The 12,773-nt window shown below is 43.3% G+C and carries 11 protein-coding genes; 4 read left to right on the forward strand and 7 right to left on the reverse strand.

Annotated elements, in window-relative coordinates; genetic code table 11:
- Position 1: 1 nt before the first annotated feature.
- Genes ligA through ACTJJQ_RS14075 form a run of 3 tightly spaced genes read right to left on the reverse strand, consistent with a single transcriptional unit; the run spans position 2 to position 5,025 of the window.
- Positions 2-2,008 (reverse strand): NAD-dependent DNA ligase LigA, encoded by a 2,007-nt coding sequence (gene ligA, locus ACTJJQ_RS14065; protein ID WP_212339351.1) that lies wholly within the window; start codon positions 2,006-2,008, stop codon positions 2-4.
- 44 nt (positions 2,009-2,052) lie between these two features.
- Positions 2,053-4,275: a DNA helicase PcrA gene (gene pcrA, locus ACTJJQ_RS14070; protein WP_440600303.1), complete on the reverse strand. Its 2,223-nt coding sequence runs from the start codon at positions 4,273-4,275 to the stop codon at positions 2,053-2,055.
- 57 nt (positions 4,276-4,332) lie between these two features.
- A complete protein-coding gene (locus tag ACTJJQ_RS14075) occupies positions 4,333-5,025 on the reverse strand; it encodes a heptaprenylglyceryl phosphate synthase (RefSeq protein ID WP_008344257.1) in 693 nt (230 codons plus the stop codon).
- 282 nt (positions 5,026-5,307) lie between these two features.
- On the opposite strand from ACTJJQ_RS14075, the gene ACTJJQ_RS14080 reads away from it, so the two are divergent.
- Positions 5,308-5,700 carry a DUF2283 domain-containing protein gene (locus ACTJJQ_RS14080; protein ID WP_047946450.1) on the forward strand — a complete coding sequence of 131 codons (393 nt, stop codon included), beginning with the start codon at positions 5,308-5,310 and terminating at the stop codon, positions 5,698-5,700.
- A 1-nt stretch (position 5,701) separates the two neighbouring features.
- Here the strand turns inward: ACTJJQ_RS14080 and ACTJJQ_RS14085 are convergent, their stop codons facing one another.
- Positions 5,702-5,932 (reverse strand): hypothetical protein, encoded by a 231-nt coding sequence (locus tag ACTJJQ_RS14085; RefSeq protein WP_017366762.1) that lies wholly within the window; start codon positions 5,930-5,932, stop codon positions 5,702-5,704.
- Between the two features lie 139 nt (positions 5,933-6,071).
- On the opposite strand from ACTJJQ_RS14085, the gene ACTJJQ_RS14090 reads away from it, so the two are divergent.
- Together ACTJJQ_RS14090 and ACTJJQ_RS14095 are read left to right on the forward strand one after the other, a co-directional pair.
- Entirely contained in the window at positions 6,072-7,652 is a 1,581-nt protein-coding gene (locus ACTJJQ_RS14090; RefSeq protein ID WP_212361089.1) for an FMN-binding glutamate synthase family protein, read from the forward strand.
- Positions 7,653-7,745: 93 nt separating this feature from the next.
- Positions 7,746-8,261, forward strand: coding sequence for a DUF3916 domain-containing protein (locus tag ACTJJQ_RS14095; RefSeq protein WP_173407822.1), 516 nt, complete (start codon positions 7,746-7,748; stop codon positions 8,259-8,261).
- An 80-nt stretch (positions 8,262-8,341) separates the two neighbouring features.
- Here ACTJJQ_RS14095 and ACTJJQ_RS14100 read toward each other — a convergent pair whose 3' ends face one another.
- Both ACTJJQ_RS14100 and ACTJJQ_RS14105 read right to left on the reverse strand, forming a co-directional pair.
- Positions 8,342-8,656: a YerC/YecD family TrpR-related protein gene (locus ACTJJQ_RS14100; protein WP_007496879.1), complete on the reverse strand. Its 315-nt coding sequence runs from the start codon at positions 8,654-8,656 to the stop codon at positions 8,342-8,344.
- Positions 8,657-9,187: 531 nt separating this feature from the next.
- The gene (locus ACTJJQ_RS14105; protein WP_178929631.1) at positions 9,188-10,930 is read right to left on the reverse strand and encodes an adenine deaminase C-terminal domain-containing protein; all 1,743 of its coding nucleotides are present in this window, start codon (positions 10,928-10,930) and stop codon (positions 9,188-9,190) included.
- 125 nt (positions 10,931-11,055) lie between these two features.
- Here ACTJJQ_RS14105 and ACTJJQ_RS14110 point away from each other — a divergent pair, with 125 nt between their 5' ends.
- Entirely contained in the window at positions 11,056-11,277 is a 222-nt protein-coding gene (locus ACTJJQ_RS14110; RefSeq protein WP_440600304.1) for a YgaP family membrane protein, read from the forward strand.
- 227 nt (positions 11,278-11,504) lie between these two features.
- Here ACTJJQ_RS14110 and ACTJJQ_RS14115 read toward each other — a convergent pair whose 3' ends face one another.
- Positions 11,505-12,770, reverse strand: coding sequence for a peptidase (locus ACTJJQ_RS14115; RefSeq protein WP_178929632.1), 1,266 nt, complete (start codon positions 12,768-12,770; stop codon positions 11,505-11,507).
- Positions 12,771-12,773 lie beyond the last annotated feature (3 nt).

Below are 12,773 nucleotides of genomic sequence, written 5' to 3' on the forward strand. Positions count from 1 at the left end.
CTTATTTCTTTAGCTCCTCGAGCATTTTGGCTTCGTCCCAAATTTCAATATTGAGTTCTTCTGCCTTTGTCAGCTTACTTCCAGCTGCTTCGCCGGCAATGACTAAGTCTGTTTTTTTACTTACGCTACCTGCTAACTTGCCGCCTAATGCTTCGATCGCTGCCTTTGCATCATTACGAGACATTTCTTCTAATTTCCCCGTCAGCACAATCGTTTTTCCTGCAAAGTAGGAATCACTTTCTTCTACTTTCACCGGTTTTGGCCCAGTGTAGGTCATATTGACCCCAAGTTCTTTTAGTTCATTTAGCAGATCTAGTATTTCTTCTTTCTCAAAGTACGTGACGACTGCATCGGCCATTTTTTCACCAATTTCATCTACTTCAAGTAATTGTTCTTTCGTTGCTTGTTTTAACTGATCGATATCCTCAAAGTGCATGGCCAACGTCTTCGCTGCTTTAGAACCAATAAATCGAATACCAAGTCCAAATAATAAACGTTCAAGAGAGTTTTCTTTCGATTGCTCGATCGAACGCAGTAAGTTATCGACTGATTTTTCGCCCATTCGTTCTAGCTGAATCAACTCTTCTTTTGTTAAGCGGTAAAGATCTGATACACGAGAGACAAGCTGTTCTTTGAAAAGTTGTGTAATGACTCGCTCCCCTAACCCATCAATATTCATCGCATTACGAGACACAAAGTGAATGAGTCCTTCACGTATTTGGGCGGGGCATTGTGGATTGATGCACCGAAGCGCCACTTCTCCTTCTATTCTGACCAGCTCACTATGACACTCTGGACATTCAGTCGGCATGTGAAACGGCTTTTCTTCTCCTGTTCGCTGATCGACAAGGACACCTGCAACCTCTGGGATAATATCGCCCGCTTTTTTGACAATCACTTGATCAAAAAGGCGGATATCCTTCTCTTTGATCAAATCTTCATTATGAAGAGAAGCACGTTGCACTGTCGTTCCTGCCACTTTTACAGGCTCAAGAATCGCTGTTGGTGTGATGACGCCAGTACGCCCAACACTTAGTTCAATATCAATCAGCTTCGTCACGACTTCTTCGGCCGGAAATTTGTACGCAACAGCCCAGCGTGGACTTTTTGCTGTGAAGCCTAGTTCTTCTTGCTGTGCCAATGAATTGACTTTAATGACAATGCCATCGATTTCGTATGAGAAATCAGCACGCTTTGTTTTCAGTGTTTCAATGAGGTCGATCACTTCTTCAATGGTTTGGCACATCCGTCTTTCTTTGTTGGTTTTAAAGCCAAGCTCATCGAGAAGATCAAGTCCTGCGCTTTGCGTTTCAACACCAATTTCATCAAGCTCCGCTATACTGTAGACGAAGATATCAAGGTTTCGTTTCGCTGCAATTTTCGTATCGAGCTGACGAAGTGAGCCAGCAGCCGCATTACGCGGGTTCGCAAACGGCTCTTCTTCGTTTTGTAATCTTTTTTCGTTAAGGGCTTCAAAAGAAGGTTTTGGCATAAATGCCTCGCCTCTCACTTCAATCGACAGAGGCCGATTGATTTTGAGCGGGATGGAACGAATGGTTTTGAGGTTCTCGGTAATATCCTCACCTGTTGTCCCATCACCCCGCGTGGCACCCCGGACAAACACGCCATTTTCATAACGGAGAGAAACAGCGAGTCCGTCAATTTTCAGCTCGACATTGTAAGCGACGTCGTCACCGACTGCTTGACGAACCCGGCGGTCAAAATCAAGAAGGTCCTGTTCATGAAACGCATTGCCGAGACTGAGCATCGGTGTGCCGTGACGTACTTTTTGGAAGGCGTCTAAAACAGCACCGCCTACTCTTTGCGAGGGTGAATCCGCTGCTTTTAAATCAGGGTGTTCTTCCTCCAGAGAGATCAGCTCACGCATCCGCGCATCATATTCAGCGTCAGGAACACTTGGACGATCCAGTGTGTGATATTCGTAGTTGTATTGATTCAAAATCTGGTGTAGTTCCTCGATCCGGCGTTTCGCTGCTTCTTTATCCATCTGCTTCTTCCTTTCACTTCATCCGTTTTGTCAGTCCTATCAGTTTATTGCTTTTCGATTGGCGCAAATGCGGCAAGGAGACGCTTAATGCCTGTAGGGCTTGGGAAGGCAATATCAAGCTCTGTGCTATCTCCACTACCTTTTACACTCACAACCGTGCCAACGCCCCATTTTTTATGAGCGGCTTTATCACCGACAGCCCAGCCAATGCTGCCGCCGCCTGTGTTTTGAATGGTTTGCGTTTGTGGACGTGAGACAGGCCCTCGTCTTTGCGGTCTTTCTCTCGTTTGGCCAAACGGTGTTTTCGTTTCTTTTTTCTCATTTAGGTTGTCCAATAAATCAGCTGGTATTTCTCTGATAAATCGTGATTCCATATTCATGTTCGTCCGGCCGAATAACGTTCTCATCTTCGCACTTGATAAATAAAGCTCTTCTTCGGCCCGTGTGATCCCTACATAAGCAAGACGGCGCTCTTCTTCCATCTCGGCATCTTCCATTAGTGAACGGCTGTGCGGGAAGACGCCTTCTTCCATTCCCATTAAGAACACAACAGGGAATTCAAGTCCTTTTGCTGCGTGGAGGGTCATTAAAATGACCGCATCCTGATCTTCTTCCTCAGCCTCATCCAGCTTATCAATGTCTGCGACGAGGGCGAGGTCTGTCAGGAAGGTGACAAGTGATTTATCTTCATTTTGTTCTTCAAAGTTTTTGGTGACCGATAGAAACTCGTCAATATTTTCTAAACGGCTTTGTGCTTCAATCGTTTTTTCGATCTTCAGTGCTTCACGATAGCCTGTTTTCTCTAGGATCTCTTCCGTTAATTCTGTGACAGATAAATAATCCTGCATATTTGTCATTTGATCAATGAGCTGTTTGAACTCATCAAGTGCATTGGCTGCTCTTGCACTGATTCCAATGAAATCCACCTGACCAAGTGCTTCAAACATAGAGAGATCATTCATTTCTGCGTATGCGGCAATTTTATCAACAGAAGTCGCCCCAATTCCACGCTTTGGTACGTTGACAATGCGTGCAAAACTAATATCGTCATCTGGATTTGACACAAGGCGTAAGTATGCCAAAATGTCCTTGATCTCTTTTCTGTCATAGAACTTCGTGCCGCCGACGATGTTGTATTGAATGTTCGCCTTCATTAACGTTTCCTCTATGACACGTGACTGGGCATTCGTTCGATAGAGGATCGCAAAATCAGATAATTTACGCTTGCCGCTCTGATGAAGCTGACGAATCTTGCCAGCGACAAATTGACCTTCACCGAATTCATTATCTGCACGGTAATAGGCAATCTTCGCTCCTTCGTCATTTTCTGTCCAAAGGTTTTTTGGCTTACGGTTTGAATTGTTTTGAATGACCGTGTTTGCGGCATTCAGAATACGTTTAGTCGATCTGTAATTTTGCTCAAGCAAAATCACTTCACTGGACGGATAATCTTTTTCAAAGGAAAGAATGTTTGTAATATCCGCTCCACGCCAGCGGTAGATAGACTGATCCGAGTCACCGACCACACATATATTTTGAAAACGCTGAGCGAGCAATTTCACAAGCATGTACTGCGCTCTGTTTGTATCCTGATACTCATCGACATGAATGTATTGGAATTTTCGCTGATAGTGTTCTAATACTTCAGGGATCCGCTCAAACAGACGAATCGTCATCATAATAAGATCATCAAAATCGAGTGATTGGTTTTTGAGTAATCGTTTTTGATAATCTGTGTAGACGTCGCTGACCACTTGATCATAGAAATCACCAGCAGTTTTAGCGTATTCCTCTGCGTCAATGAGTTCGTTTTTTGCACTACTGATTGAACCTAAAATGCTACGTGGATCAAACTTTTTAGGATCGATATTTCGTTCTTTTAAAATGTTTTTAATAACTGAAAGCTGATCAGATGTGTCTAATATAGAAAAGTTGCGATTCACACCAATACGGTCAATATCGCGGCGTAAAATGCGCACACACATGCTGTGGAACGTAGAGATCCAAATGTCATCCGCACCAGGCCCTAAAATGGCTTGTACACGCTCACGCATTTCTCTTGCTGCTTTATTTGTAAAGGTAATCGCTAAAATATTCCACGGTGCCACATGCTTTTCTGCCATTAAATACGCAATTCGATGCGTGAGCACTCGTGTTTTTCCACTACCTGCTCCTGCCATCAGTAACAGCGGCCCGTCTGTTGCTTTGACCGCTTCTTTCTGCGCGTCATTCAGCCCTTCTAATAAGTGATTCGATATTTCATTCATTTCATTCACCGCCAATTCGAACTTATGTTCTATTTTAACCCGTTTCGTCTTGTTTGACTATGATGACTTTTTCACTGCGTCGACTGTCTTTAACGCTTCTTTAAAATTGTCATAAATGACGTTTCCCACTACGACAACGTCTGCATGCTGTGCAAAGTCTTTCGCCTGCTCTTCGCTTTCAATACCGCCGCCATAAAATAGAACCGTTTCATGTAGCACTGCTTTGGTTTCTTTCACAAGCTCTATGTCTCCAAGCGTCCCGCTGTATTCTAAGTAAAAGATGGGCAGTTTCATCAAGTGCTCTGCCACTCTCGCATATGCCCTTACGTCATCTATATCCAGTGCCGTATTGGCCTCTGTCAGCTTAGCCGCTTTACACTCTTCGTTTAAGATGACATATCCTTCCGGCACAATCTCTTCCATTGACATCAAATCACCGTATTCCTTCATCGCATCCTTATGCAGACCAACAATCCAATCAGGATGAGCGCTGTTTAACACAGTGGGGATAAAATACAAGTCAAAGCCAGGCACAATCATCTCATGTGTCGAGATTTCAAGAACACATGGCACAAGAAAGCGGCGCACCTTTGACATCAGTTGCAGCACGTTGTCTTCTGTCACATTGTCACTGCCGCCAATTAAAATGGCATCCGTACCGGATTCACAAATCGCTTCAAGTTGTTCATCGGAAATCTCTTTATTTGGATCGAGTTTAAAGACATGCTTCCACTCGGTAACATCATACATGAAAAACGTTCCTCCATTCGTTTCATTCCATTTAAATATTATAACAAAATCAGACACCGCAAAAAATGGGTAACCTCCTTCAGCTAAAAGTTTCATTCTTTTGAAAATAGTCGATTTTCACTTTAGGCGAGGTGAATAGAGACTATATGAAAAGCTCCACTTCAAGAGGAGCTGAGGGAGATCAATAGATGCGTGCTGAACTGAAATGAGAGCTACTTCATCTCATCACATGATATTATACATGAAAGGAACATTTTACTATCGACCAAGCAGGTGAATGATTTGAAAAGAACCATCACATATGATCAAACGATCGACATCGGATACATCTATCTCATCCCGCCTCGAATCGGGACAATCAAAGAAACCATTGAATTAGACGTGAATGAATGTGTGAACGTAGACATCGACAAAGAGGGCCGAGTGGCTGGGCTGGAGTTATTTGCAGAAGAAGCCAAGGTGTTGAAGCACACACCCGTTTATGAGGACGAGCTTTCGTTACGTTTTACGGATCAGGAAGTTCTCTCAACCTATCATTTATCAGGCATTGAATTTCTTTTCTCGACGCCTGATCACGAAGGGTTGATCGGTTTTACGCTTGTCGATCCTCTTCGATATCACATCAAAAAAAAGACAAGAAAAAACCGTTTTGAATGGTCAAAACGGTTTTTCTAAACTATTGTCTCACTTCATTAAAATAATGAACAGATGTCATGGCCCCTTCATCGACCATCTTGTTGTCTTGAATATCTAACGGATCAGGGTGACCAGCTTTTTCAGGAACCTTTTCATCTGAGCGGAACATGCTTGCCCATTTTTTGAGATGCTGTTTATTTTTCACTGCTAATAACACTGCACCACCAACCCCTAATCCTGCAAGTACATACGCATTCGGACGCTTATTCATGTATGTTCCCTCCCCTTATGATCTTATTTGTAAGTTACCCTGCCTTTTCATTTCTAAACGTCACAATCTGTTGAAGTGGTTTCTCTTTCAATGAAAAGTGGAATAACAACAGTAATGATAGAGAAAAGAGGGGATTTTCGTGACAACAACTTTCATTGTCATTGGCGCATTATTAGTGATTTTTTTCATCATACCAATCATTTTATTCATCTGGATTTGGATGCGAGATGAAAAACAGGAAGAGCATTCTGTCCTACGAAATTATCCGGTCATTGGAAAGCTACGGTTTATTTTTGAAAAAATAGGACCTGAGCTTCGTCAATATCTGTTTCTAAATGATCGAGAGGAGCTTCCTTTCTCAAGAAGAGAATACGAGCAAGCTGTCATGTCTGGGAAGTACAAAAGCCGGACAATGGGCTTTGGATCAAAACGTGATTTTGACAAGCCTGGTTACTATATTCGCAACGTCCTATTTCCAAAGCAGCGAGATGAGTTACGCATCGATCAATCTGAAAAAATCCAAACAAAAGTGTATCAGATCGATCAAGACAATTTACTGAGAAGAAGTGAACATACCAAAGAGGTCGAAGCAAAACCTTACTATCTCCATCAAGACGATGTACAAATCATTGGTGAACATACGTGCCAAAAACCCTTCCGCGTCAAAGGATTGATTGGGCAATCAGCCATGAGCTACGGCTCCTTAGGCGACCGGGCGATTACGGCTCTATCCTCCGGCTTAAAAATGGCTGGCGGCACATGGATGAACACAGGTGAAGGCGGGCTTTCGCCTTACCATCTCAAAGGGGGCGCCGATATCATTTGCCAGATTGGGCCTGGTTTATTTGGGGTTCGAACAGAGGATGGCGCATTTTCATTTGAAGAGTTTAAGAAAAAAAGTGAGCATGATGAAGTAAAAGCCTTTGAACTCAAGCTGGCACAAGGGGCGAAAACACGCGGCGGACACATTGATGGTGAAAAAGTCACAGAAGAAATTGCCCAAATCCGTAAACTGCCGCCACACCAATCCATTGACAGTCCGAACCGGTTCGAGATGTTTCACTCCATTCCTGACATGCTTGATTTTATTGAACAACTGCGAAACATCGGCGGAAAACCAGTTGGAATCAAGCTAGTTGTTGGACATAAAGAAGATATCGAGGAGCTTGCTCTCTATATGAAAAAAAGCGGAAAACATCCTGATTTCATTACAGTAGATGGCGGAGAAGGTGGCACAGGTGCTTCCTTTCATGAACTGGCTGATTCCGCAGGCCTGCCCATTTTCACAGCACTGCCGATGGTCCATCAAATTTTGAAGAAATATGGGGTTCGAGATCAACTCAAGCTGTTTGCGTCTGGTAAACTTCTCTCCCCTGATAAAATCGCCATTGCCCTTTCCATGGGAGCGGATTTTGTGAATATCGCACGGGGCTTGATGTTCTCGGTTGGCTGTATTCGGGCGCAAGTATGCCACACGAATAAATGCCCTGTTGGGGTTGCCACGACAGATCCAAAGCTGCAAAAAGGTTTATCCATTGAAGAAAAGAAATACCGAGTCTGCAATTATATCCTGTCCCTTAGAGAAGGTTTGTTTAATTTATGCGCAGCAGCTGGAATCGAATCACCTATTCATTTTAACGAAAAACATATTATTTTTAGACAAGAAAACGGCCAGACAAGTGAAGTCCCTATGTTCTCAGGCACAGAGCAGTCTGTCTAGCTTAAAAAGGTGCGTTTCCACACCTTTTTTCGTTGACATTCTTGCTCAATCACGTATAAAGAACTTAATAGATCTTTGATAAGGAGAAAGAGTATGCGTGAAAAAAAGGTCCGCGGTATGAAACGAAAGACTCAACAGATCATAAAAGAAATGAACGCAAATACGCAGTCGTTTCCGGCGAATGTTTCTGACTACTGGCACCTGCCTCTACCAGCGGCTTATGATTTTATGACTTCCAACAGAACACCGAAAAAGATCAAACGTCTATGCATTCAAACTCTATTGAATAGAGCTGAGCATCTCATTGATTTGAAACCAAAAGACGGGGACATATATCGTGTCGTGGTCGCAGTCGATCTGCCTGGATTATGGCATTCACAAATCATTGTGTTTAAAGGGGATTCTTATGTGAAAGATTTCTTCAACAGACAAGATGAGTATCAGACATGGCTTCCCCTTTCCGATCAGAGAAATATTCAAAAAGAATGGGATTTATCTGTTGCACAAAATATGCGAACCATCGGTTTTAAGGAAGTGATCACTGATGACGATGAAGTGTCCTATGAAGGTGAACGATGGTTTATGGGGGAACTTGATGACATCAAATAGAGCCATTTCAAATGAAATGGCTCTTACTTGTTCAACTTCAAAACGACAAATCATAAAGAATGTCTGCAGTGAAAGCTGCTTTATTTTGTTTCGTCCGTTGCTTGTTGCTCTGCTACGCGGTCAAGTGCCATTGTATAGGCATCGTTTCCGTAGTTCAAGCAGCGTTTGACTCGTGAGATGGTTGCAGTGCTTGCACCTGTCTCCGTCTCAATTTTATGATACGTATTTCCCTCGCGAAGCATACGCGCTACTTCAAGACGCTGTGATAAAGATTGGATTTCATTGATGGTGCACAAATCATCAAAAAATCGATAACATTCTTCCAGGTCTTTAAGGGATAAGATGGAGTTGAATAGCTGATCTAAGCTTTTGCCCCTTAATTTATCAATTTGCATCTTTATACATCTTCTCCTTTACTATTGGCACACCGCTCCGCACTGACTTTTCCGAGAAAGCGGTATCTTTCCTGACTCATTTTTTTCAACCTCAGCAATGAGCTTTGAACGAATCATGACAGGTTTGGTTCTACGCTGAAAATGCCATCAGGTTCTTTCGTAAGCCGAAGCTTCTTTATCGTAAACAAATTCGACAAGTTTTGTCATATTCCTTGTGCGACAATCTGACAAACTTGTTTGTCTCCGATATCTAGAACACTTCTGCTCTGTTAAGTCTTTCCCTAAAAAACAGTATGTGTAGAAAGCTTGGCGAGACGATAAACCTGCGCCCCGCCTTGCTTAATTATTCAAAATATGTTGGTCGGCCAGCGTAACCGACAGATTCATTTTACAATTGGGCACTTCATTCGTCATGTCAAAGCCCTATGCTTTGTCACCATATCTAGCAGCGAAGAGATCTCTTGCTTACTCCTGCCCTATAACAGCGGTCAGAAATCTAGCAAATATGATACAGCTCCACTCTGTTATATTTTAACGCATTATAGACGGAAAGAGTACAGTTTTTTTCATGACATCAAATATTCCTCTTGGTGTCACTCGAATATACGGCAAGTGTGTGCTTTGGAAAAAGACAAGTGTATCAATCGGGCAGTCAAATGGATACCCTCGCTCAATGAGTAGCTCTCGTAACGTTTGCTCCTGCTGAAGAACCGTTTCAAACGGTTCAGCTGATGCACAGCCTGATAATTGCAGCGGGATTTCATGCAAAATCTTCCCGTTTTCTGTGAGCACAATTCCACCGCCAATTTCTTTCATTCGCTTATGAGCAAGCATCATATCATCTTTATTTTTCCCAATCACTAAAATGTCACCAGTGGTTGAAAATGAGCTGACAAAGCCTTGCACCTTGTTTGCAAATCCTTTTAACATTGTGTTCACGCGCCACTCGCCTTTTCGATCAATCAAACTGAAGAAGCTTTGATCATGGTCACAGGACAGCTGGTTGACAGAGTTATCAATCTCCACTGTATAAGGCTCCATGATGACAGCATTGCGCATTTTGACACCAAGCGGCATTGAGAATTGCAGGTCACTCATCGTCAGGTCATAGCTTAAATCTAATGGTTCAAGCCCGCCATTTTCCCATTTTGTCTCTTGGAATTGATGCTGGTTCTCCCCCTCTAATTTAAGGATCACCCCTTTAGAAATCACCGTTTCTGGATTTGGATTCATCGGATCATCTAAAATATTCAAAGAAGCCAATCGGCCAGGACCGACCACGCCTAATAAGTCATCAATTTGATAGTATTTCGCAATGTTAAAAGTCGCCATATTGTACGCATCAATAGTAGGCACGCCTTCTCCAAGGGCAATGGAAATGAGACGATTGATCATGCCTTCTTCATAAAAGTGAGGCGCTGATCCATCTGTTGTATAGAAAAAGTGATCGTAGTGCCTAAAGTCACGCTCATGCAATTCCCTTAAAATGTTCACTAAATCTGGGCGGATGGAAGAATGACGCAAGGACACATGATAACCTAGAGACAAGCGTTTGAGCACATCGTCTGCATTCATTGCTTCATGATCACTGTCCGCTCCAAACAGCTTCATTTTTGTTAGCGTTTTCTCAGAAGCCCCAGGGAAATGCCCTTCAATTCGTTTTCTCTGCTTCTTCGTTTCTTGCATGCAATATAAAATGAGATCATCGCCGTCCATTAATCTTGGCCAGCTCGTTAATTCGCCGCCTTGAAGGACGTCGGGATGATCAATCCATTCTTTCCGATAGTTAATAGGAAGCATCTCATCTTCATACCTGACCTCGGTTTGAAGATCGTATCTGGACCACCAGAAGTACTGAAATGGCTGCTTTTTTAATTCACATAGAGTGGAAAGCGCTTTCTTTTCATTGCTTTGCAAAAGAAGAAATAAGTTATCGCTGACCATCGTTGTTGTGCCAAATTGAGACACATATTCTGCAAGTGATTGGGGATTATAAATATGGAACGGATGCGCGTGAGGTTCAATATACCCCGGCACAATGTATTTACCTTCACAATCAATCACACGTTTAGCTGATTTATTTTGAGGAAGCTCTGCTCCGACATAAACAATTCGATCATCATGTATCCAAATATTTGCCTTCACCCATTGCTTCAAAAACGGGTTTAGCACGAGTCCATTCGTTAAAAGGAGTGTTGGAACTATTTTTGAGTCGACTACATCGATTTGTGTGCGGATGTCATTGTTTCTCCAATTAAAAGTACGTTCGGACATTCACATACTCTCCTTCATTTGTATTAGCCCTATCGTAACATAACGAACCACGTTACGCATTAATGAAACGTTACAATTTCTTGAAATCACACTTAAAATAATTTAAAAAAGGAGAATCACTTGCAATGAAACCTAATCTTGGCTTAATGGAAGCACTCATGAGAATTGCCTGCGGAATGACGATATGTACTGTAGCTGGATCCTTATATACTCGAAAACCATGGAGTAAAATGCTGCTTTTTGGCATCATGCTCGGCGGATTAAAATTGGGTTCTGGTATTCTTCGTTTTTGTCCAGTGACCTATATATGTGAACAGCAGAATACACATAAAGAGAAGGCTGAGTAGACAGCCTTCGTCAGATTGTTGACAAAGGGCTAAAATGATTTTTATTTTAGCCCTTTGTCTTCCTTTCAGCGTGACATGAAAACCTTTGAAGTCTAGGAAGGGCGAGCACCGGAGCGGAGCGAATGTTACATTCGTGAGCACTGGCGCACAGACCAGCGGGCGAATGCGAGGGTTTATCTGCACGCTGGAGAAGGCTGAGTAGACAGCCTTCTTTTTTTGTGTGTGAATCATTCCGCTGCTTCGCACCATTTGACCAACGTACCAGCAATGATTTCTGCTGCTTCAATCACATGTTTGATCTCAATGGATTCATTCGGGAAATGGGCAAGCTCTGTCGTTCCAGGTCCAAACACAATGATGGGGATATCCGCTGCTTGTGACAGTAATCCGCCGTCTGTCCCCCAAGGGGCGGCTTCCACCTTTGGCGGGTGCTGCATGACCTCTTCATATTGTTCCTTCAATAGACCTAAAAGCGGGTGATCAGAGTCGATTGACCCTGGAAGCCATCTAGCACCAAACCACTCCACCTCCACAGGATGTTCTTGAAACCAATCATCCTTTTCAGCGAGTCCAGTCATCCAATTTTCTAATTCCTTCTCTGCCTGCTCAACTGTCTCACCTGGCATCACACCAAGCCTGCCTTCCATTGTGACAAGATCTGCGACAGAGGACGGCCAATCACCGCCTTGAATTTTCCCAATGTTGATTGGAATTGGAATCGGGATATGCTGAAACAACGGCTCCGTCACTCGCTGATTTCTTTCTTTTTCTAGTGCCGCTATATGAGAAAGGACCACCGTGCTCTTTTCAATAGCAGAAACACCGTGATACCTTGTTCCGCCATGAGCTGCCCTTCCTTTAATATGCAGCCTGAACCACTTTGATCCTTGCTGAATCGGAAAAATGTTCATATGACTTGGCTCTGGAATGATGGCAGCATCCGCTGTGTACCCTTTCAATATCGCTGCAAGTGTGCCTGCTCCGCCGCTTTCCTCTTCGACGACACTATGAAACACCACATCTCCTTTCAGGGGAATCTGAAGCGCATGCAGTGCCTCAAGCGCAAAGAGTAAAGAAACGTTTCCACCTTTCATATCTGTTGCCCCGCGTCCATAAAGTCTCCCGTTTATGATATGCCCGCTGTATGGTGGATATGTCCATTGATTCGTATCTCCTGCCGGAACCACATCTACGTGCCCGTTTAATAAAATCGATTTGCCTCCACCTTTTCCTTTCAATCGCCCAGCAACGTTGGGACTCCCTTGAAAAGATCGGCGCGGGGAATAAAAATAAGGATGCTCTAGTAATTCATCGCCGCCAATTTCCCAAACGTCTACATCAAAGCCAATGGCGGACAGTTTATTGGCCACGATCTGCTGCACGTCTTCTTCATTTCCTTGGGTGCTGTCACATTGCACCATTTGCTGAAGAAGCGTAATGGCTTCATCCTGATGCTCTTTCATCCAGTTTCTGATACGTGTCATTGGCTGCAAGTC

This window comes from Bacillus sp. 22483 (assembly GCF_052044605.1).
GTDB lineage: Bacteria > Bacillota > Bacilli > Bacillales > Bacillaceae > Bacillus > Bacillus altitudinis.

Bases quoted from the DNA above. Each gene is read 5' to 3' on its own strand.
- ACTJJQ_RS14100 (WP_007496879.1), bottom strand. From the start codon at position 8,656: ATGCAAATTGATAAATTAAGGGGCAAAAGCTTAGATCAGCTATTCAAC.
- ACTJJQ_RS14105 (WP_178929631.1), bottom strand. From the start codon at position 10,930: ATGTCCGAACGTACTTTTAATTGGAGAAACAATGACATCCGCACACAA.
- ligA (WP_212339351.1), bottom strand. From the start codon at position 2,008: ATGGATAAAGAAGCAGCGAAACGCCGGATCGAGGAACTACACCAGATT.
- ACTJJQ_RS14095 (WP_173407822.1), top strand. From the start codon at position 7,746: ATGCGTGAAAAAAAGGTCCGCGGTATGAAACGAAAGACTCAACAGATC.
- ACTJJQ_RS14085 (WP_017366762.1), bottom strand. From the start codon at position 5,932: ATGAATAAGCGTCCGAATGCGTATGTACTTGCAGGATTAGGGGTTGGT.
- ACTJJQ_RS14110 (WP_440600304.1), top strand. From the start codon at position 11,056: ATGAAACCTAATCTTGGCTTAATGGAAGCACTCATGAGAATTGCCTGC.
- pcrA (WP_440600303.1), bottom strand. From the start codon at position 4,275: ATGAATGAAATATCGAATCACTTATTAGAAGGGCTGAATGACGCGCAG.
- ACTJJQ_RS14075 (WP_008344257.1), bottom strand. From the start codon at position 5,025: ATGTATGATGTTACCGAGTGGAAGCATGTCTTTAAACTCGATCCAAAT.